Here is a 21,858-nt window from a genome sequence, read left to right as displayed (position 1 = left end):
TAAACTTCATATAATGGAGAGTCCCCAATACCATGTTATATTTAATCTTCACCTTATTACTAAAGCCCTTCTTCCCATTTCGGTATAAACTCTAGCAAACTTTGTTTTTTCAATTGGGTAATTTTTGTTCCCATTGTATGGATCGTTAATATAGAAATGGTACTTGCTTACCCCAGATACGACAATACAATGCAGTGGCTGCGGCCACCAATATTGATGACCATTTCGGTATTTAAAATGGTTCATATCTCTCACATCACCATAGCCAATGGTGTACCAAGCAAGGACTGGATTTCCTCTTCTCACCTCATTTTCTATCGTTTTTATACTGGCACCAGTCATGTCAGAGCTTTGAGATCGATAAACCCTTGCTAATAACTGTAATTTTACTGGATTGATGGTGTAGCCGCTATCGTTATACGGACTTCCCACATATCCTCTGTTCGGATCAAGTGTTTTCGTATATGGCATCCTTCTGGCAAGTGTTAACTTATCTACATTAACCCCTTTGTACTGAAGCGCCATTGCTAAACAGGTTACCTCACATCCTCCTGGTAACTCGGGTTTTTGCAAAAAGATGGGAACATTTAAGTGATAAGAAGTGAAAGGGACATTCATTGTGTTAATGTTTTTCCTATTTGAAAATCTCTTCTTGCCATTAATTAAGGTTTGAACCCAGTCATTTGAGTCTCTTATGGCTATGGTAAAGTTTGTTCCTTTTGTTATAGTCCGTTGAGTTTTAAATTTTGCGGATGACCCGATACGAACTGGTAAAGAATCAGTGGTATACTGCTTTATGGATGCGGCATTCACTATACTGGGCCGAAAGATAGAAAAGAATTCTATTTTATAACCGATATACTCGGCAAATAAGATGACGATTAAAATCATGCCTTTGATCATTATTTTAATTTTTCCAGCCATATTACATTTTCCCCCTTTCTGTTCTTTATTCCATCCATGTCCAAATGAAGTTCAAACCTAAATAATTAATTTTTCCTGTAACTCCTTTCTATTTTAGAATCCTTTTTTGGCGTCTTTTTATGACAAAAAGTTTCTTACTCCAAGAAAACCTTCTTGTCCTTCTAATGAACCAGGGGCGGGAATGTTTTTGGGATAAAAAAAGATCCGATGATGATCAACATCATGGGATCTATAAAATAGTTAAAACGAGATATTCTAAGGTCAAACTCTATTGTTACATTACTTTTTCATACTAATTGAAAAAATTTCTAAGTTTCTAAAAAACACCTAAAGACACTACTTTTTTATTGGATCTTCCAATTCATCGATATATTCTTTATATCTTCTATGTACCGTTGCTTTTGATATGTTATGGCCAAACCCTCTAAACGTTGCAGCGATTTCAGCAAATGTTAAACCATTATTTCTAAGTCTGACAATCTCAGCAACAGGAATTTCAATTTTATCTCTTCCCGAGTGTTTGCCAAGATTCTTCAAATTCTTCTCCGGTTTATAACCATTTTCTACCGCTCGGATCATCCCGCGCTTAATTTTAGCATTATGCAACTTCCGCTGATATTCCTCCACCATGCCGACAATTTTTAACACCATGGAATCAGATTCGGATAGCTGCAATTCACCATTATGTGAAATACTATAAAGCTTAATTCCTTCTTTTAAAATACAATGAAGAATAGCAATTTTGGCATTTCCTCTTCCAATCCGAGTCTCGTCCTGTATTAACACTGCTTGAATTTCTTCTTCCTTTATATGCGCCAGAAGACTTAGTATACCTTCTCTGTCCAAATCATAGCCGCTGGCCTGTTCTTTTATCGTCATGTCAACTTCAAATTGATATTGACTGGCAAGCTGTAAAAGCTCTTCCTCCTGCCGTTTTAACGATGTTTCTTGAGTTTCTTTATTAGTGCTTACACGACAATAGATAATGGCTTTCATAATGGTACCTCTTTAGTTTCCAACTCCACTAGCTAATAGCGGAGTTTCCGAATTATCTTTGCTGACAGGAATGGTGATCACATCACCAGGATAGATTTGATCATCAATATTGCTATTATGTTCTTTTACCCAACTAACAAATTCTGCATTGGATATGGAAAGCTGATCTGAATATTGTTGAGCTATTTTCCATAAAGAATCACCTTGGGACACAGTTACCTTTACATATTTATCTTGAGCATTTGCAGAGTTTTGTACTGCTAAAATGATGGCAAAAGAACAGCTTAATAATACTAGAATAATGGCATAAGAGTATTGATTCCATAACTTTTTCATAAATAACACCTCTTAATAGAATGTACGTTCGGTTTAATTGATTCGATTATAATACGAACGTTCGTTTGATGTCAACAACAATTCGAACTTATGTTTGTATAAAATATGCGAACATGATATAATTAAGACAACATTTACTAGAAGAGGTGCAATTTATCATGGTAAAAATCTCTAAGCGCCAACAGGATATATTGGAATTTATAAAAGAAGAAGTGAAGAGTAAAGGATATCCCCCATCTGTCCGTGAGATTGGAGAAGCAGTCGGTCTAGCATCAAGCTCTACGGTACACGGACATCTAGCAAGATTGGAAAGTAAAGGGCTCATTAGACGGGACCCTACAAAGCCTAGAGCAATCGAAATATTAGAAGTAGATGAATCTGCTAATATTCCAAAAAGCAGAGTTGTAAATGTTCCTGTTGTGGGGAAAGTAACTGCCGGAATGCCCATCACTGCAATTGAGAACGTTGAGGAATTTTTCCCGCTCCCAGAGAGGCTTGTTCCAGATGATGATCAAGTGTTCATGTTGGAAATTATGGGAGAAAGTATGATTGAAGCGGGTATTTTAGACGGAGACTACGTAATTGTTAAACAACAACAAACAGCAAATAACGGCGATATTATTATTGCAATGACCGAAGAAGATGAAGCTACATGTAAAAGATTTTTCAAAGAAAAAGATTATATCCGTCTTCAGCCTGAAAATTCCACGATGGAGCCTATTATTTTAAGAAACGTTTCCATTTTAGGTAAAGTGATCGGGGTTTATCGCCAGATTCACTAATTTGGCTTTGTCTCTTTAACTAGAATATATTTTTGAATAAATAGATTTGAGAGCCGGTTAAATGATCTGCTTTTTCTTTTGGATTAATGCCTTATAGACACATCATTATAAATAAACACTGCTGAAACGATTTCCCCATAAAAAAAATGCCCTGGCACTTAGCGTGCCAGAGCATTTTTTTAATACATACTTAAATATTGATCGCGTTCCCATTGATGAACGACGGTGCGGAACATATCCCATTCGATCTCTTTTGCTTCGATGAAATGTTCGAAAATATGTTCACCAAGACCAGCAACGATCACTTCGTCAGATTTAAGTTGATCTAATGCTTGTGCTAGAGTAGCAGGAAGATCGATAATGCCTTCCTCGATTCTTTCCTCTTTGCTCATGACATAAATGTTACGGTCAACTGGTGCTGGAGGAGTCATTTGGTTTCTCACTCCATCTAGACCAGCTTTTAAAAGTACTGCCATCGCAAGATATGGATTTGCAGCTGGATCAACACTTCGTACCTCAATCCGAGTACTTAAACCGCGAGAAGCCGGAATACGGATTAATGGTGAACGGTTTCTCGCTGACCATGCTACATAACAAGGTGCCTCATAACCTGGAACAAGACGCTTGTATGAGTTAACAGTTGGGTTTGTTACAGCTGTAAAGCTTGGTGCATGCTTTAATACACCCGCAATGAACTGGCGGGCTGTGTCGCTGAGCTGCAAATCTGCAGTTGGATCAAAGAAAGCATTTTGGCCATCCTTAAATAAAGAAAGGTTACAGTGCATTCCGGAACCATTGACACCAAATAAAGGTTTAGGCATGAACGTTGCATGCAAACCGTGTTTGCGGGCAATCGTTTTTACAACAAGTTTAAAGGTTTGAATCTGGTCACATGCAGTTAATGCATCTGCATATTTGAAATCGATTTCATGTTGTCCAGGAGCTACCTCATGGTGAGAAGCTTCAATCTCGAAGCCCATTTCTTCAAGCTCAAGTACGATGTCACGGCGGCAGTTCTCACCTAAATCTGTTGGTGCTAAGTCAAAGTATCCGCCTTGGTCATTTAATTCTAAAGTCGGTTCGCCTTTTTGGTCTAATTTAAATAAGAAAAATTCAGGCTCAGGTCCAAGATTAAAATCAGTAAAACCTAAAGCTTTCATTTCAGCTAATACACGTCTAAGATTATTGCGCGGGTCACCATCGAATGGAGTTCCATCAGGATTATAGATATCACAAATTAAACGGGCTACTTTACCTTTTTCAGCTGTCCAAGGGAACACAACCCATGTGTTTAAATCTGGATATAAATACATGTCAGACTCTTCAATCCGAACGAAGCCCTCGATAGAAGATCCATCAAACATCATTTTGTTATCCAGTGCCTTTTCCAATTGGCTGATTGGAATTTCCACATTTTTGATTGTTCCAAGAATGTCTGTGAATTGCAAGCGGATAAATTTAACGTTTTCTTCTTGAGCCATGCGTTGAATGTCTTGTCTTGTGTACTTAGCCATGTTAAAAACCTCCAGCTTTTTTTAATTTATTTAGTGAAAAAAGCGCGAAAGATCACCTTGCCGCAATGAGGATCGATTCATTCTACCCGAATGCATCAATTCATTTCTAAGCATGGTTCTAAGCTGTTCATCTGTTAATTCGCGTTTCACTTTATCCGTTTGTACTTCTTGCAGAATGGATTGCTGATCTTTGACCAGGAATAGTTGCTTGATCCCAGCCATATTGACTCCTTGATCAATTAAATCCTTTATTTCTAGAAGCCTATCAATATCATTTAAGCTGAACAAACGCCTGTTTCCCTCGGTTCTAGCCGGAGAAATTAATTGGTGTTCTTCATAATAGCGGATTTGTCTAGCACTTAATTCTGTTAGCTGCATGACAGTTCCGATGGGAAACAGCGGCATGGAACGTCTGATTTCTTTTCCATTCACCAAATTTCTCCTCCTCACTTGTAAATCATAATTTCATTATATTTTTTGTAAGAAAAGATGTCAATTATAGGTAAGATAGTCTAACATTGTTTTTCAATGAATATTTAGTCATAAACTAAAAAATGAAGTGTTTAATCACTTGTCCTGCTATCCTCGTTTTCCCCGTTCTAGTTTTTCCTAATTAATATTTATTAGCCCTTTATCGATCAAACGGTCGACTGCCAGACAAACGGCAATTTTCACATGGGCATAGGTTAGACCGCCCTGGACATAAGCTACATATGGAGGCCGAATCGGACCGTCAGCTGTTAATTCTATGCTCGCCCCTTGAATAAATGTTCCGGCAGCCATGATGACATCATTTTCATATCCTGGCATGTAGTTCGGATATGGCGTTACATACGAATTGATAGGTGATGCAAATTGAATGGCTTGGCAAAAGGCCACCATTTTATCTCGATCATCAAATTGAACAGATTGGATTAAATCCGTCCGTTTGGCGTCCCATTTTGGCGAAGAATTCATTCCTAATTTTTCAAGCATTGCAGCTGTGAATACTGCCCCTTTCAATGCCTGGCCCACCACATGCGGCGCAAGAAAGAATCCTTGATACATTTCCTGCAGGCTGTAAAGTGATGCGCCGGCTTCCGCACCGATTCCCGGGGAGGTCATCCGATAGGAGCAGGCCTCTACCCAATGTTTTTTCCCTACAATATATCCTCCTGTTTTAGCTATGCCGCCGCCAGGATTTTTTATAAGGGAACCCGCCATTAGATCCGCACCTACATGGCATGGCTCCATTTCTTCAACAAACTCACCATAACAGTTATCAACAAATACGACGACATCCGGTTTAATTTCCTTCACAAATTTAATCATTTCACCGATTTCGGCAATGGTAAAGGACGGTCTTGTCGCATAGCCTTTCGAACGCTGAATCCCAATCATTTTCGTATTCGGTTTAATTTGCTCAGCAACTGCATCCCAGTCAATCCTGCCTTCTTCTGTTAACGAGACACTATTGTAAGAAATGCCGAATTCCTTTAGCGAGCCTACGCCTGTCCCGCGAATACCGACAATCTCCTCCAGCGTGTCATAAGGTTTTCCAGTCATATATAGCAGTTCATCACCCGGGCGCAATACGCCGAATAATGCAATCGAGATCGCATGTGTCCCAGATATAATTTGCGGTCTGACAAGCCCTGCTTCCCCGCCAAACACATCGGCATAAACTAATTCCAGCGTATCTCTGCCGATATCGTCATAACCATAGCCGGTTGAAGGAATGAAATGCGAATCACTGACTTTGTGTTTTTGATAACTGCTTAAAACACGAAATTGATTGGATTCAATCCTCTCGTCGATTTGTTTATGTACGTCAGCAATTTGCTTCTCGACTTCTTGAACAAGCGGCCGAAGCTTGCCCCCATTTGTTAACTGTTGAAACATTTTTTAATTCTCCTAACTAAGCTTTATATTTCTGCAGCTGCCCTGTAATTTGATGATCTTTTAATGAATACCCCTTGCAGCGGTATATTTGGCTTTCTTCCATAAAAGTAATTTCATTTAAAATCGTATCATTTTTTAATTGGGAAATAATTTTCCCTTCATCTGCCGGAAGATTCACCTCATATGGTTCCATCATTTCAGCTATGAGTTTTTCCATTTTCACCTTTAATGATTGACGATCTTCCGATTTAAAGGCGCTAATAAAAATCGATGGGGTACTCGCTGTCGGAACAAAATCAGGATGCTGAATATCTCTTTTATTATAGACGGTTAACTGTGGAATGTCTTTTATATCTAAGTCTGCCAGAAGTTTATTGACCGTTTGTTCATGTTGAAAATAATCGGGATTTGACATATCCACAACATGTAGCAGCAAGTCAGCTTCCTTTACTTCCTCAAGTGTTGAACGAAATGCTGCAATCAAACTCGTAGGCAGATCCTGAATAAAGCCAACCGTGTCTGTGATCAGGGTAGTAAAACCGCTCGGTAAAACTAATTTACGTGTCATGGGATCCAATGTCGCAAATAATTGATTTTCTTCATATGACTCTGCTTCAGACAACCGATTAAATAAGGTTGATTTTCCGGCATTCGTATAACCGACTATCGCTACCTGGAAGACTTTGTTTTTCTTTCTTCTTTCACGGTACCGATCGCGATGCTGAACAATAACAGATAACTGGCCTTTAATATCATCGATTCTCCTACGGATATGCCTTCGGTCTGATTCCAACTTTGTCTCACCAGGACCTCTTGTTCCAATACCGCCGCCAAGTCTGGATAACGCTGTACCCTGACCAGCCAGCCTTGGCAATATATATTGAAGCTGAGCAAGCTCAACCTGTAATTTCCCTTCCTTTGAACGAGCCCTTTGTGCAAAAATATCTAAAATCAACTGGGTTCGGTCAATGATGCGTGCTGGAATTTGAGCCGCGAGATTGCGCTTTTGACTCGGAGATAGCTCATCATTAAAAATCACAATCTCTGCTTCAAGCTCCTCAACAAGTGCTTGAAGTTCTTCTACTTTTCCTTTACCTATATATGTAGCAGGATGAATCCGGTCGCGTTTTTGCGTTACAGCTATCAATACTTCACCTTGAGCCGTCTCCGTCAACGAGCCTAATTCCTCCATGGAATACTGAAACCGTACATCATCATCTACGACTGTTTGACAACCAACGAGAATCGCTTTTTCTCTTGTCTCTTTTTGTTCCAAATTGGCACAACTCCCTCCAAAAAAGCTCTTCACACATCATATCAAAAAACACGCAAATACACTAATTTTCCTAAAGATTAATGGTCACGTGCCACAATGTTTATTGAAGCGTTAATCAGCAGATGAGCAAACAAATTGAAAAAGAAGTTGTAAATTTCAGATTCCATGATAAAATTTTTATTGTTTATCAACGAATGGAATGACCGAGGTTTTAAGTTCTTTCCACCGTAAACATAGGGGATCCGAACACATATAGATAAGATCATAAAACATAAGGGGAAATTGGTTATCATGACATGGGAAGTTTTAAGTATGATTGGCACCCTTGCTTTTGCTGTCAGTGGGGCAATTGTTGCCATGGAAGAAGAATATGATATTTTGGGCGTTTATATTTTAGGCATTGTTACGGCATTTGGCGGCGGGGCAATCCGAAATTTATTAATTGGTGTGCCTGTTTCCGCGTTATGGGATCAAGGATTATATTTTCAAATTGCCTTACTGGCGGTTACTGCCGTATTCTTGTTTCCCGCAAATTTGCTAAAACATTGGCAAAAATGGGGAAATCTATTTGACGCGATTGGTTTATCAGCCTTCGCTATCCAAGGTGCCATTTATGCTGCGAACATGAACCATCCGCTTAGTGCGGTAATCGTAGCTGCCGTCCTTACTGGCAGCGGCGGCGGAATTATTCGCGATTTGTTAGCCGGAAGAAAGCCAATTGTTTTGCGTTCTGAAATTTATGCGGTTTGGGCCATTCTTGCAGGTTTAGTCGTCGGGCTTAAAATTGCCGCTAATTCGTGGGAACTTTACTCATTATTCATTCTTGTCACGGTTCTCCGTGTTTTATCGTATACATTTGATTGGAATTTGCCCACTCGAAGATTAAGAGGTTACTAGACTTCAGAAAAAAATCGACGGATACCCTCCGTCGATTTTTTTCGCTTTAATCCTCCTCAAAGACCAAATCATTGCTTCTGATCGTCATTAATTCATGGCGGTCGTATACATTGACCATGAGCAGCCTCATCGCCTGGGCGCGAATCGATTTTTCAATAATGTTGCGGACATATCTGCCATTCGAAAAACTCTTGGGACTTAACACACTCTTTACCCAAATTAAGTGATCCCTTAACTTTTTCTCTGCCTCATGACTAAACATATATTCTCTTTCTGCCATCATTCTTCCGGTAATTTCCATCAATTGATCAATATCATAATCCGGAAAATCAATGACGAGCGGAAAGCGGGAATGCAGGCCTGGGTTAAGGGTTAAAAAGTGATCCATTTCTCGCGAGTACCCCGCCAAAATCAAGACAAACTCATGCTGCTTATCCTCCATGTGTTTAACTAGTGTATCAATCGCCTCCTTGCCAAAATCCTTCTCGCCACCGCGGCCTAGTGAGTATGCTTCATCAATAAACAAGATCCCGCCTTGTGATTTTTTGATGAGATCACGTGTCTTTTGGGCAGTATGGCCAATATATTCCCCGACAAGGTCCGCCCGTTCCGCTTCAATCAAATGACCTTTGGAAAGCACACTCATTTTTTGAAACAATTTTCCAATAAGACGTGCAACTGTTGTTTTTCCTGTTCCCGGGTTCCCTTTAAACATCATGTGCAGTGCCTGTTTCCTTGCCTTAAGGCCCAATTCCTCTCGCTTCTTATTGACATAAATCCAGGCATAAATCTCTTTTATCATACGTTTCATTTCATCCATACCAACCAGAGCTTCAAGCTCATCTTCTATTTCCTTTAGAGCCGTATGCTCAGGAGGAATATCCTTTGGAACAACTTGAAAATCAGGTAACTCTTTCATTAAGGGCTTCCTTTTTTGGGAGTTGAGAACTACTCTTATTTGTCCATTACTTTTCATTCGAAACGGTTGATCCAAAGCTTTCACCTCACATTCCAGAAACAAGATCATTACCACATCATCTATGATGGTTATTTAACCATTGTTATTCATGGAGTCAGATCATATTTTCAAAAAAGCATAATCCTTCATACTATTTGTATTCACCAACCACGCTTTTCATTAAAAAAGATTTATGAAAGGCAAAGAAAAAGAGCCTTCAACAAAGGCTCTAAATCGTGAATGATGTTATTGATGTTCCAATTCAAGCTGCACATTACGCTGCGGTGCAAAAGTTGAAATGGCATGTTTAAATACTAATTGCTGTTTTCCTTCTGATTCAAACAAAACCGTAAAATTATCAAAGCCTTTGATTTGGCCTCTTAATTGAAATCCGTTCAATAGGAATACCGTTACATTGATATTATCCTTACGACATTGGTTCAAAAATTGGTCTTGAATATTAATGGTGGTTTTCATTGAAATATCCTCCTCTTTTATCTCTACTAATATGTATTCGATTTTACTTGTAGCTTTCCTTCAACATAATGTGAAATTTCCAACAATTTTTTTTCGAAATTTTTCACATCAGTTATATCAAACCATTGTACATCCATTTTGTTCCGAAACCAAGTTAATTGCCTTTTGGCATAACGGCGGGAATTTTGTTTTAAATCCTCAATCGCCTGTTGAAGGGTTATTTCCCCATCAAGATATTGATAAATCTCCTTGTATCCAATCGCCTGAATGGACTGGCATTGACGCAGGCCCTGTTGGTATAAGCCCTTTACCTCTTGTAAAAGACCTTTTTCAATCATCTCATCCACACGTGCATTAATTCTGTCATAAAGCTTTTCCCTGTCCATCGTTAAACCTATTAGTGCTGTTTGATATAAGAGGTCAGGCTGCTGAGTGGATTGGAATTCTCGCATCGTCTTTCCAGTTAAATGATAAATTTCTAGCGCACGAATCACTCTTCTTACGTTATTCGGATGAATTTGCTCTGCACTTTCCGGATCAATCGCCAAAAGCTCTTGGTAGAGTGCTTCATTGCCGATTCCTCTTGCTTTTTCCTCCAGCTGCAATCGAAATAATTCATCACCTGGAACATCAGCAAATTGATAGTCATAAATAACGGATTGGATATAAAGCCCGGTACCTCCGACTATGATTGGAAGCTTTCCTCTTGCGGCAATCTCATTTATTTTATCCCTTACTAACACCTGAAATTCAGCTGCAGAAAAATTTTCCTCAGGCTGTTTGATATCAATTAAATAATGAGGAATTCCTTCCATTTCATCCTTTGTTATTTTCGCGGTGCCAATATCCATATGGCGATAGATTTGCATGGAATCCCCACTGATAATCTCACCGTTATAACGTTTTGCCATTTCAATGCTCAGTTTTGTCTTTCCTACCGCCGTCGGTCCAATGATGACTAATAGTTTCTGTTTTTCATCCAAACTTTTCACACTGCCTTTTAACTTTTTCCGTGAAAGACTTCCTTTCACGCATCCATCGTAACATATTTTTGCGGAGCAGTTGAACATCAAATAAGTATATACAAAAAAATCCTTTTTTATGCGCTTTCAAAAAATGAAATTATTTTGTCTATTATTTAATTGGATTGAAATAAAGTACAAGCTAATTTACAAAACGATAACGTTTCTTTTACAAAACACTTTTTACCCCCATATTCATGATAGGCTGAATCGTAGATTGTTTTGTAAAAACAGCTCGAAATATGACGTTTTTAATGGATTATGAAGTTTTGAGTTTTTATTGAAAAAAATGAGGAAAAGGTGAAATCATGCTTTCTACATATGATATCGGAATTGATTTAGGAACGGCCAATATATTGGTATATAGTAAAAATAAAGGAATTGCAGTAAATGAACCATCAGTGGTTGCCATTGATACTAGCAGCAAGAATGTTGTAGCCGTTGGTTCAGAAGCCAAAGAAATGATCGGGAAAACCCCCGAAAAAATTGTGGCCATTCGTCCATTAAAAAATGGCGTCATTGCCGATTTTGACACGACGACGGAAATGCTTAAGCAAATTTTACGTAAAGCCTACAAAAAAATGGGCATTGGTTTCCGCAAACCAAACATTGTCGTTAGCATTCCATCAGGGTCTACCAGCGTGGAACGGCGTGCCATTCATGACGCAGTCCAAAATGCAGGTGCTAAAAAAGTGACGTTAATTGAAGAACCGGTTGCGGCGGCAATTGGGGCCGGCTTGCCGGTTGATGAGCCGGTTGCCAATGTAGTGGTAGATATCGGCGGCGGTAATACAGAAGTCGCCATTATTTCCTTTGGCGGTGTTGTAGCCTATCATTCGATTAAAATCGGCGGTGACCGACTTGATGAGGATATTGTTCAACATGTCCGAAAAGAGTATAATTTGTTAATCGGTGAAAGAACGTCGGAAACGATTAAAATGCAGATTGGTTATGCACTTATCGATCACGAGGAACTTTTTTTGGAGGTAAGGGGGCGCGACCTCGTGTCTGGTTTACCTAAAACTATTACACTATCATCTTATGAAATTCGCAATGCGATCAAGGAAGCGTTGCTCCATATATTAGAAGCTATAAGGGCCACTCTTGAAGATTGTCCTGCAGAGTTAAGCGGCGATATCGTCGACCGCGGAGTTATTTTAACAGGGGGCGGCTCCTTGTTAAATGGTTTGCAGGAATGGCTAAGTAAAGAAATTTTCGTTCCTGTCGCCCTTGCACCAAGCCCGCTTGAAGCCGTCGCGATTGGAACAGGACAAGCCCTTAAATACATGACGAAGCTGCCAGCAGCGGTGAAATAATCAACATAAATACTCAGCCTCTCGTTCATTTCTAAAAATGAGTTCCCTTGTTTTTGGATGACCAGAGGCTTTTTTCGTGTATTCTTTTCATATTCACCATTTTGCAACAAGGATTTTGTCGTATTTTGTCAAAGTATTGTATCTACAAGAAATCATTAATGGGGGGTTTTTTTATGAAATCTGGTGAAAGAAAAATTTATGTATACATACCGTTTTTAGGATTAATAGAAACCGCTGACACTTTAGAAGAAACTTTAAATAGAATCCGTCAGGTAGAGATTCAAAAAGAAAAAGAATACAAGAAGACGCTAAAAAAATTCCAACAAGAAACTGACATCTCTGCAACATGGAATGGCTGGTTAATCAGAAAAACCCCTCTCGATTGAGAAGGGGTTTATTCATTACATCACACGTTTAAACATTTTTTCCATTTCATAAACGGAATAATGGACAATAATGGGTCTTCCGTGTGGACACGTGAAGGGATCCGATGCTTTTCTTAAGTCATCAAGCAGGGCCTGGATTTCGTCATTGCGCAAGTGGCGGTTGGCTTTTATAGAAGCCTTACAGCTCATCATAATTGCCGCTTCTTCGCGCATTTTTTTAATATCTACCTTCCTCATCTCTAACAGCTGCTCAATCATTTCTTCTATTATTTCTTTTTCCTGTCCTTTCGGAAACCATTGAGGATGGGAGCGGACAATATAGCTGTTCATTCCAAATTCCTCAAGAAAGACGCCAACCTTTTCCAGCTCACTGCGATACTCATTGATTTTGACATAATCATCTGTTGAATACTCTAATGTGAACGGGACGAGCAATTCTTGAAGTTCAGGTGCCACCAGCCCTACTTTTTCACGAAAATACTCATACTTTAAACGTTCCTGCGCAGCGTGCTGGTCGATAATATAGAGACCATTTTCATTTTGGGCGAAAATATAGGTTCCATGCATTTGACCGATTGGGTACATCCGAGGCACACGGCTTTCATATGTGGTTTCCTCAGCATACGTTAAAGTTGTATCTTCCATTTCTATCGCAACATCATCGTCTGTGAAATCAGCATATGGCTCTGACGCTGGGCCACTGTGATCTGGAAGATGTGGGACCTCTTGCTCGATTACGGTCGGTCTCTCCGACTCAACAAAGGGCTGCAATTTCTCACGTACTTCAGCTGCCCTAGGCAGATCCCAAGGGTCTTTTTGCTGGTCATGCGATATTTCCGACATCCATATACTCTGATCTGCTCCATAGGATGGATTTTGATTTTGATTTCGATTACTACTTTCATCGTCAAGCGTTACCGTGCCTTCATCCAGGGTCAATACCGTTTGTTCTGACTTTGGCACTTCTTTTTTCACAGCGGTATAAGCAGTGGGAATTAACACCTTGGACTTAAAGGTATCCTTAATGATCGATGTCACCAACTCATTCAGTTCTGCTTCTTTACTGAACCGAACCTCCATCTTAGATGGGTGAACATTCACATCCACCAATAATGGATCCATCTCCACGTTGAGAAGAACAATCGGGAAACGGCCGATTGGAAGCAGCGTATGGTACCCCTCCTGAATGGCTTTAGCCAACGAATAGTTCTTAATAAAACGACCATTGATCATCGTTGAAATATAATTCCGTGACGCCCTTGTAACCTCTGGCATAGAGGCAAAGCCGCTGATTTTATAGTCAAGCGAGGTGCCTGACACCGGAACAAGCTGTTTCGCTATACTCATTCCATAAATGGCGGCAAGAACCTGCCGGACATCGCCACTGCCATTTGTTTGCAGCAGCTTCCGTTCATTATGAATGAGGCGGATGGCTACATTTGGATGTGCAAGAGCAAGACGATTGACGACATCCGTGATATTTCCCAGTTCGGTATGGATCGTTTTCATATATTTTAGACGTGCTGGCGTGTTGTAAAATAAATCGGTAATTGTAATATCCGTCCCGCGCCGACTTGAGGCTTTTTCAAATGTTACAACCTTCCCGCCTTCGATCACAACTAGATCTCCTGCTCCATCTCCAGTTGAGGTCTTCATTTCCAACCTTGAAACCGAGGCAATACTTGGCAGCGCCTCACCGCGAAAGCCTAATGTCCGAATTCGGAATAAATCATTTTCATTTTTTATTTTCGAGGTGGCATGGCGTTGAAAGGCCGTTAATACATCATCTTCCTCAATTCCGCTCCCATTGTCGGTGATACGGATTTTGGCAAGACCCGCTTCCTCCACCTCAATTTCAACCACTGTGCTCCCGGCATCAATGGAATTTTCAACTAGCTCTTTGACGACAGAGGCGGGGCGTTCAACCACTTCACCCGCCGCTATTTTATTGGACAGTGCATCATCCAATTGAATAATTTTCCCCACTTTAGGTCCGCCTCCTTACTATGAGCTTTAGCCTTTTAACTTTTTCTGAATTTCATACAGCGTATTAATCGCCTGAAGCGGTGTTACATCTAATAAGTCAAGGTTTTTTATTTTATCTAGGACCTTTCTTTCTTTTGAAGAAAGCTCTGGCTTTTTCAGTTCTGTTGGTTCATCAAACAATGACAGCTGTGAAAGTTCTTCGTTCACTTGGACCTTTTCCACCACAGGTGATACTTGTGTTCCAGGCTGCTGCTCCAATGCAGTTAAAATTTCGGTAGCCCGCGCAATTAATTCTGTAGGTAATTCCGCAAGTTGCGCTACATGGATTCCGTAACTTTTATCTGCCGGACCTTCTTTAATTTTATGAAGGAATACCACTTTTCCATTATGTTCAATGGCACTGACGTGAACGTTCTTTAATTGGCTTAGCTCTTCTTCCAAGACAGTTAGTTCGTGATAATGGGTAGAAAATAGCGTTTTGGCTCCGATTCGATGATGGATATATTCAATAATCGCCTGAGCCAGCGCCATCCCATCATACGTGGAAGTTCCACGGCCAATTTCATCAAATAATATCAAGCTGTTCTGGGTCGCGTTGGCAATTGCATTTTTCGCTTCCAGCATTTCTACCATAAATGTACTTTGTCCTGAAATTAAATCATCTGCCGCCCCAATTCTGGTAAAGACTTGATCAAAAATAGGAAGTACAGCTTCTGACGCCGGAACATAGCAGCCAATTTGCGCCAAAATTGCCGTTAAAGCAATTTGCCGCATATACGTACTTTTACCAGACATATTCGGGCCAGTAATGAGCAACATTTCCCTGTCGTGATCCATATAACAATCATTCGGAACATACTCTTGTGCATTCATCACCTTTTCCACTACTGGATGACGCCCATCTTTTACGACCACGCGGCGATCAGCGGAAAATTCCGGTCTCACATACCGGCGGTTTTCACTGACTTGCGCAAAACATTGCAAGACATCGAGTTCACTAACTGTTTTCGCCAACGACTGCAGTCGAGGAATGTATTCCTTTACCATCTCACGAATTTGCGCAAATAGTTCATATTCCAGTTCGCCGATTTTTTCTTCCGCTTGTAAAATTAAGGCTTCTTTTTCCTTAAGTTCCGGAGTAATGAAGCGTTCTGCATTTGACAAGGTCTGCTTCCGCTCATATCGGCCTTCGCCAAGCAAATGAAGATTTGATCTTGTGACTTCAATATAATAGCCAAAAACACGATTGTAACCGACTTTTAATGATTTAATGCCGGTGCGTTCCCGTTCGTCTCTTTCCAGCTGCGCAATCCAATTTTTTCCGTTTCGACTCGCATCACGGTATTGATCTAATTGCATATTATAGCCATCACAGATGATATTTCCTTCTTTTAATGATAACGGAGGATTCTCGACAATCGCCTGTTCAAGTAAATCAGTAACCTCTTCACACGGGTCAAGTTGAGAGGCGATTTGTTTCACGGCATCATTGTCCATGGATCCCAACGTCTGAATTAAGAAAGGAACCTGCATCAAGGAATGCTTTAACTGAACCAAATCCCTTGCATTTACATTTCCAAAAGCTACTCGTCCAGCTAATCGCTCCAAATCGTAAACCTCTGTTAGTTTTTCACGAAGTTCTTGGCGTTCAAAATAATGGTTAATTAAGACTTCCACAAGGTTGTGACGATGCTCAATTTCTTCACGATCTATCAGCGGCCGGTCAATCCAGTGCTTTAACATCCTTCCGCCCATAGCCGTCATCGTTTCATCAAGCAGCCATAACAAGGACCCTTTCTTGCCTTTGGAACGGATTGTTTCCGTCAATTCCAGATTGCGTTTCGAAAAGTAATCTATTTTCATATATTGATGGATTTGATATGTTGTTACAGGTTGTAGATGGTCAAGACTTCTTTTTTGTGAACGGTACAGATAATGGAACAATCTTGCAGTGGTTTGTTTTAATTTTTCCTGGTTTAACCCCTCAATAAGGTGAGCAAAATTCATTTCTATTGAAATATTATCTTCAAATGAAATTACTAAAACATCGCGCTCGCGCATTTTCTTTTGGCATTCTGCATCAAAGCTTGAGGACACAACTACTTCCTTCACATTCAGAACAGCTAGTTCATTTAATACCTCATCAAAATTATGAGATAAAAGGGTTACCTTGCTTTCTCCTGTTGAAATATCATTATAGGCAAAGCCGAAAGTCTGGTCATCGAACGCTGTTATAGAGGCAATGTAGTTGTTCTCTTTATCTGCTAAACCTTTCCCTTCCATTACTGTTCCTGGGGAAATAAGCTGAATCACTTCCCGCTTGACTACACCCTTCGCGACTTTCGGATCCTCTACCTGCTCACATATCGCGACCTTGTAGCCTTTTGAAATAAGCTGTTCTATATAATTAGCAGCAGAATGATAAGGAACCCCGCACATTGGAATCCGATCCTCGGAGCCCCCATCCCTGCTAGTTAAGGTAATTTCTAATTCCTGTGATGCCTTGATTGCATCGTCAAAGAACATTTCGTAAAAATCACCAAGGCGAAAAAATAAAAAGGCATCCTGATAGTCTGCCTTGACTTGTAAATATTGCTGTATCATCGGCGTATAAGCAGCCATAATGACCTCCACATTCTCATCATTTCGATTATCTTCGACAAACTATTATATCATAAAATGCCGGATTATTTATTCATAAGAAAAAACAACCAATATTTTATTAAAAAAAATCACAATTTAACCTCAACAAAACAATACAACGCTTACATTAAAAATATTTTCGCAATTTTATATAAATTTTTTAAAAATTATTGACTTCTTCTCCTAGACTACTATAATTGGTTCATAGAGATGTTAGGAAACATAACATGAGATCGAGAGGAGATTTAACATGTCATCAGTATTTACAGAATCTAAACTGAATGAAATTAAAGAGATCATTGAAAAGAAAAATGTCGAGCTTCTACATATGCAATTTGTAGATCTTGAAGGTACTTTAAAAAATGTTACGATCACTGCTGCACAGCTTGAAGATGCTGTAGAAGGCAAAATCATGTTTGATGGTTCTTCTATTATCGGTTTCTCTCCAATTAATAAATCTGACCTTTACTTACAGCCAGATCTAAATACTTTTGCCGTTCTTCCATGGTCTGTTGAAGAAAGCTATGCTGAAGCACGTTTCCTTTGCAGTGTAACGAATCCTGATGGAACAATGTTCGAAGGAGATACTCGTAATGTCTTAAAAAAGACGGTTGAAAAAGCTGCTGAACAAGGTTACAGCATTTCAGTCGGTCCTGAATTAGAGTTTTTCTTGTTCCAAACAGATGAAGATGGCAGACCACTTTTAAAAACACATGACCTAGCCGGATATTTCGAGCCATCACCACACGACCTTGGTGAACGCGTTCGTTTAGAAATCTATCGTGCATTGAAAGCTATGGGCTTCACGATTGAAGCTTCTCACCATGAAGTAGCGGAAGGTCAACATGAAATCAACTTTAAATACGCTGATGCGTTAACTGCTGCTGACAACTCAACTACTTACAAATGGGTAGTTAAAACTGTTGCAAAGCAATTTGGCCTGCATGCTTCTTTCATGCCAAAACCAGTATTCGGTATTAACGGTTCTGGAATGCACGTGAATATGTCATTCTTCAAAGATGGCGAAAATGCATTCTTTGATGAAAATGCACCACTTCAATTATCTGAAACTGCTTATCAATTCATTGGAGGTTTGTTAGAGAATGTAAAGAATTTTGCTGCTGTAACAAATCCTTTAGTTAACTCTTACAAGCGTTTAGTTCCTGGTTATGAAGCTCCTTGCTATATCGCATGGTCTGCTTCCAACCGTTCTGCCCTAATCCGTATTCCAGCAAAACGCGGATTGGCAACACGCGTTGAGCTTCGTTGTCCAGATCCATCTGCTAACCCATATTTGACTTTCGCAGTAATTGCTTCTGCTGGTTTAGATGGTGTTGCCAAAGGTTTAACTCCAGTTGCATCTGTTAATGATGATATCTTCCACATGTCTGAACAAGAGCGTGAAGAACGTGGAATCGACAGCCTGCCAGGAAGCCTTGAATCTGCAGTAGAAGCTTTAGAAGCTGGCCATATCGGACGTGAAGTTCTTGGTGAGCATGTATACAACGAATATGTAGCTTTGAAGAAAGCAGAATGGGATAGCTACCGTACAGCTGTTCACACTTGGGAAATTCAAAACTACCAAGCAAAATTCTAATCCAACACCCACAAGCTGCTCCAATTTAAATTTGGGGCAGCTTGTTTTATAATCACCCTAACGCAATTATCTTTTCTAAAAAATCAATGTATATTGATTGACCTTTTGGAATTAAATTTATATAATAAGAAACGTTCCTGTTTTATTCCTTTGGAAGGTCAGGATGGCATTTACTTTTTGCGTGTTCAAAACAAAATGAATACTATTAACATGTCCCGGTAGCTCAGCACGATTGAATCTGCTTCTTTGATGGAGCTTCAGCGTACTGACCGAGCCACATCTTGTTTTTTCTTTCCGAGGTCAGGACGGGATACACTTTTTGCGTGAGTAATACAAAATAAAATACTATACCAACATGTCCCGGTAGCTCAGCAGGATAGAGCAACAGTTTCCTAAACTGTAGGTCGGAGGTTCGAATCCTCTCCGGGACGCTACAAAACCCTTGCACTGCAAGGGTTTTTCTGTTTTATTCTGTTATAGTTGTTTTTATTGAACAGCTGAATTGCCACCCTATTGCCGCCAAACATAACTTACTGCCACCAATTGATACAAAATCTTCAGAAAAACAACTTAATAATCTGTTAAATTAACCTAGCTTTAATGATCTCATAAAGGGGTAATACCAGCTAAGCTATCACCATCCGCAATAAGGAAATGTCAAGATTACAATAAGTTATTAATTTTAATACTTCAAACAAGTTTACCTCCTCCTGTTTTAGATGGGGGTAAAACAAGGTATTTAATTTTTTTATAAAGGATGCTTTAGCAATACAGTCAATTAAAAATCTAAGATTTCTTCAACAATCGCGCCCGATTGTTGAATATCGTTATTGAAGTAAAGCTACCAATTTGTTTAAGTAGATTTTTTCACAATCTTTTACATTAAAGTTGGGCAATCATTCTAATATCTTTATGTTTTCTTCCGCCCGCTTCATACTCAAACACTTCTTTTTTTTCAAAACCAAATTTTTTATATAAATCAATAGCAACTTGATTATCAACTGAAGCACTTGTATAGAGTTTTAAATGACCATGTTTGTTTGTAAAAAATTCTATGAATTTCTGTATAGATATTTTCCCAATTCCTTGGTTTTGATAATTAGAATCAATCATAAATCTGCTCATTGACCATCCGTTAAGTTCATTATCATAATCATATAATATAAAACCAATCATTATATTATCTTTATAAATTCCTAATGGGTATAAATTAGGTTCATATGCTGCTTGTACTAAAGAAAAAATATTAGGGGCGACAAATTTTTTTTGTTCTTCATTTAATTTAAGGTCTATGCACTCAATATAATTTGTTCTATCAATTGGTTTAAACTCGATATTCATCTTGAATCTCCTTGCAAAATTCGATTTTTTTATTATACATCTTGTTGTTCTAACGCCCCTTTTAGCTTAATAAGACACCGTTGAATGTTACTATTCAATCATTGCTGAATCATCAAACCTTGACGAAACAAATAATATTTTTTGACCATTAAGGGCCACATTGCATATATGAATAAGATGATTAAATACTTCACTAACGTCTTCTTTAGAGAAATTAATCTCGGATAAATGATACTTATCCCTATAATCCTGAAAAATTCGACTTTCATTTATATTTTCTAATGATTCTAATACCTGAGATGCTATATTCTGCAATTCTTCAACCTCTTCAGTATAAAGGTATCGCATTTCTTCTGGTTCAAATTGTGTAATTATATCAGTGTATATGTTTAATTCAGATTGATATTGAATCAAAAATTTTATGATAACTTCTGGGATTACTACATAGATAAAAGATTTATCTTGATTTGTATTCTTCACTAAACCAAAACGTAATTCAGAACCAAAATGTTTCATTTTTCTCCCCCACTTTGAAGTTGTAACACCATTATAATATAATCGTTTCTTCCACTAAACTTCCATTTAACGGATTAAGACCAAGAAAAATGGACTGCTGAAAACAGTCCATCGTTGTTCAATTCTTGCACCCGATTGTGGAAGATCGTTATTGAAGGTTATATTTTCCCTTTTTTCATAGCCTTCTCATATATCCAAGTAATGCCTAAACCACAGACTAATGCAAAGGCTACAAGTAAGATGGGGTTGTGAAACGACACTAATTTATCTCTCATTGAAAAGAAAAAGAATGCCACGACTAAATATACAAAATACATTATATTCTTTCTATTCTTAAACATTTTAAAGGAAAGGTATAGCAACCCTAATAGAAGCAGAAATACAACAATTATAGACATAAAATACACCGCTCTCACTTGTAATAATTTAATTGTAGCATATAAATTTTTAAGGAATTAAAAAGAATTAATAAACTTTATTGTAATTTCTTATTGCACTAACCTGCCAGTTACATTAAGTGAAATTTTTCGCAATCTCTTCATTAATTTCAATTTCCTTTAGACGTGATGTTCAACAATCTGGCCCTATGCATAAAGAAAGGCACAATTCTGTTGAAGAATCGCGCCCTTTAATTCAATAACTAAGATATGGCTAAATCCTAATATCACTAGATTGTTCTTCCACTAGCGCACCCGTTGAATTGCTTCATTATTTTTTTGTTTTATACCGTCTTTTTCTAAAATAAATAAAAGCCGTAGTAATCAAAACTAAAATTAGAGTACTTACACTGCTATGAATCCAATTATTGTTTTTAAGGGTTAACCAAAAAGTATTTATAGGTGAATCCAGTGCCATCATAATTACAAAACTGATTAAAAAAATCCAAAATATATCCATTCTTTTCAACATAGTTAATACCTCGAAATTTTCCATCCTGATTAATATTTTTGCCAAACCTTCTTAAACTAAGCTGCCAGTTTGTTGAATAAGAAATGAGAAAGACACAGCAA

The 21,858-nt window shown here is 38.7% G+C and carries 19 protein-coding genes and 1 tRNA gene; 6 read left to right on the top strand and 14 right to left on the bottom strand.

Going from position 1 to position 21,858, the window contains the following annotated elements; translation table 11 throughout:
• Positions 1-48 precede the first annotated feature (48 nt).
• From HPT25_RS17015 to yneA, 3 genes are all read right to left on the bottom strand, one after another.
• Positions 49-924, bottom strand: a complete 876-nt coding sequence (locus tag HPT25_RS17015; protein ID WP_173066692.1) for a C39 family peptidase — start codon at positions 922-924, stop codon at positions 49-51.
• A gap of 336 nt (positions 925-1,260) precedes the next feature.
• Complete coding sequence (locus HPT25_RS17010) at positions 1,261-1,920, bottom strand: YneB family resolvase-like protein (RefSeq protein WP_173066689.1); 660 nt, start codon at positions 1,918-1,920, stop codon at positions 1,261-1,263.
• Between the two features lie 12 nt (positions 1,921-1,932).
• A complete protein-coding gene (gene yneA / locus HPT25_RS17005) occupies positions 1,933-2,256 on the bottom strand; it encodes a cell division suppressor protein YneA (RefSeq protein ID WP_173066686.1) in 324 nt (107 codons plus the stop codon).
• A gap of 158 nt (positions 2,257-2,414) precedes the next feature.
• On the opposite strand from yneA, the gene lexA reads away from it, so the two are divergent.
• On the top strand, positions 2,415-3,038 hold the full coding sequence (gene lexA, locus HPT25_RS17000) for a transcriptional repressor LexA (protein ID WP_173066682.1): 624 nt from the start codon (positions 2,415-2,417) through the stop codon (positions 3,036-3,038).
• Positions 3,039-3,217: 179 nt separating this feature from the next.
• On the opposite strand, the gene glnA is transcribed toward lexA, so the two are convergent.
• The 4 genes from glnA to hflX all read right to left on the bottom strand — a co-directional run bounded on the left by glnA (position 3,218) and on the right by hflX (position 7,709).
• Entirely contained in the window at positions 3,218-4,552 is a 1,335-nt protein-coding gene (gene glnA / locus HPT25_RS16995; RefSeq protein ID WP_173066679.1) for a type I glutamate--ammonia ligase, read from the bottom strand.
• Between the two features lie 30 nt (positions 4,553-4,582).
• Positions 4,583-4,984 (bottom strand): MerR family transcriptional regulator, encoded by a 402-nt coding sequence (locus tag HPT25_RS16990; RefSeq protein WP_312857300.1) that lies wholly within the window; start codon positions 4,982-4,984, stop codon positions 4,583-4,585.
• 177 nt (positions 4,985-5,161) lie between these two features.
• On the bottom strand, positions 5,162-6,433 hold the full coding sequence (locus tag HPT25_RS16985; protein ID WP_173066676.1) for a methionine gamma-lyase family protein: 1,272 nt from the start codon (positions 6,431-6,433) through the stop codon (positions 5,162-5,164).
• A 16-nt stretch (positions 6,434-6,449) separates the two neighbouring features.
• Positions 6,450-7,709 carry a GTPase HflX gene (gene hflX, locus HPT25_RS16980; protein WP_173066673.1) on the bottom strand — a complete coding sequence of 420 codons (1,260 nt, stop codon included), beginning with the start codon at positions 7,707-7,709 and terminating at the stop codon, positions 6,450-6,452.
• A gap of 291 nt (positions 7,710-8,000) precedes the next feature.
• Here hflX and HPT25_RS16975 point away from each other — a divergent pair, with 291 nt between their 5' ends.
• Positions 8,001-8,606 carry a trimeric intracellular cation channel family protein gene (locus tag HPT25_RS16975; RefSeq protein WP_173066670.1) on the top strand — a complete coding sequence of 202 codons (606 nt, stop codon included), beginning with the start codon at positions 8,001-8,003 and terminating at the stop codon, positions 8,604-8,606.
• 46 nt (positions 8,607-8,652) lie between these two features.
• Here HPT25_RS16975 and spoVK read toward each other — a convergent pair whose 3' ends face one another.
• The 3 genes from spoVK to miaA form a co-directional block, all read right to left on the bottom strand.
• Entirely contained in the window at positions 8,653-9,600 is a 948-nt protein-coding gene (spoVK, locus tag HPT25_RS16970; protein ID WP_173066667.1) for a stage V sporulation protein K, read from the bottom strand.
• A gap of 210 nt (positions 9,601-9,810) precedes the next feature.
• The gene (gene hfq, locus HPT25_RS16965) at positions 9,811-10,041 is read right to left on the bottom strand and encodes an RNA chaperone Hfq (RefSeq protein ID WP_173066662.1); all 231 of its coding nucleotides are present in this window, start codon (positions 10,039-10,041) and stop codon (positions 9,811-9,813) included.
• Between the two features lie 26 nt (positions 10,042-10,067).
• Complete coding sequence (gene miaA, locus HPT25_RS16960; RefSeq protein ID WP_246277354.1) at positions 10,068-11,024, bottom strand: tRNA (adenosine(37)-N6)-dimethylallyltransferase MiaA; 957 nt, start codon at positions 11,022-11,024, stop codon at positions 10,068-10,070.
• A gap of 347 nt (positions 11,025-11,371) precedes the next feature.
• On the opposite strand from miaA, the gene mreBH reads away from it, so the two are divergent.
• Positions 11,372-12,379 (top strand): rod-share determining protein MreBH, encoded by a 1,008-nt coding sequence (gene mreBH / locus HPT25_RS16955; RefSeq protein WP_173066657.1) that lies wholly within the window; start codon positions 11,372-11,374, stop codon positions 12,377-12,379.
• Between the two features lie 173 nt (positions 12,380-12,552).
• Positions 12,553-12,765 (top strand): hypothetical protein, encoded by a 213-nt coding sequence (locus HPT25_RS16950; protein WP_173066654.1) that lies wholly within the window; start codon positions 12,553-12,555, stop codon positions 12,763-12,765.
• 15 nt (positions 12,766-12,780) lie between these two features.
• On the opposite strand, the gene mutL is transcribed toward HPT25_RS16950, so the two are convergent.
• Both mutL and mutS read right to left on the bottom strand, forming a co-directional pair.
• A complete protein-coding gene (gene mutL / locus HPT25_RS16945; protein WP_173066651.1) occupies positions 12,781-14,751 on the bottom strand; it encodes a DNA mismatch repair endonuclease MutL in 1,971 nt (656 codons plus the stop codon).
• 27 nt (positions 14,752-14,778) lie between these two features.
• On the bottom strand, positions 14,779-17,373 hold the full coding sequence (gene mutS / locus HPT25_RS16940; RefSeq protein WP_173066648.1) for a DNA mismatch repair protein MutS: 2,595 nt from the start codon (positions 17,371-17,373) through the stop codon (positions 14,779-14,781).
• A gap of 271 nt (positions 17,374-17,644) precedes the next feature.
• Here mutS and HPT25_RS16935 point away from each other — a divergent pair, with 271 nt between their 5' ends.
• Entirely contained in the window at positions 17,645-18,991 is a 1,347-nt protein-coding gene (locus HPT25_RS16935; protein WP_173066645.1) for a glutamine synthetase family protein, read from the top strand.
• Positions 18,992-19,348: 357 nt separating this feature from the next.
• Positions 19,349-19,422 (top strand) — tRNA-Arg (locus HPT25_RS16930).
• A gap of 451 nt (positions 19,423-19,873) precedes the next feature.
• Here the strand turns inward: HPT25_RS16930 and HPT25_RS16925 are convergent.
• Complete coding sequence (locus HPT25_RS16925; RefSeq protein ID WP_173065318.1) at positions 19,874-20,332, bottom strand: GNAT family N-acetyltransferase; 459 nt, start codon at positions 20,330-20,332, stop codon at positions 19,874-19,876.
• A 90-nt stretch (positions 20,333-20,422) separates the two neighbouring features.
• Complete coding sequence (locus HPT25_RS16920) at positions 20,423-20,848, bottom strand: hypothetical protein (RefSeq protein ID WP_173065315.1); 426 nt, start codon at positions 20,846-20,848, stop codon at positions 20,423-20,425.
• Between the last annotated feature and the right edge of the window lie 1,010 nt (positions 20,849-21,858).

It is taken from the genome of Neobacillus endophyticus (assembly GCF_013248975.1).
Lineage (GTDB): Bacteria > Bacillota > Bacilli > Bacillales > Cytobacillaceae > Neobacillus > Neobacillus endophyticus.
The sequence above is the reverse complement of the archived record's forward strand: the minus strand, read 5'-3'. Positions and strand labels throughout refer to the sequence as shown.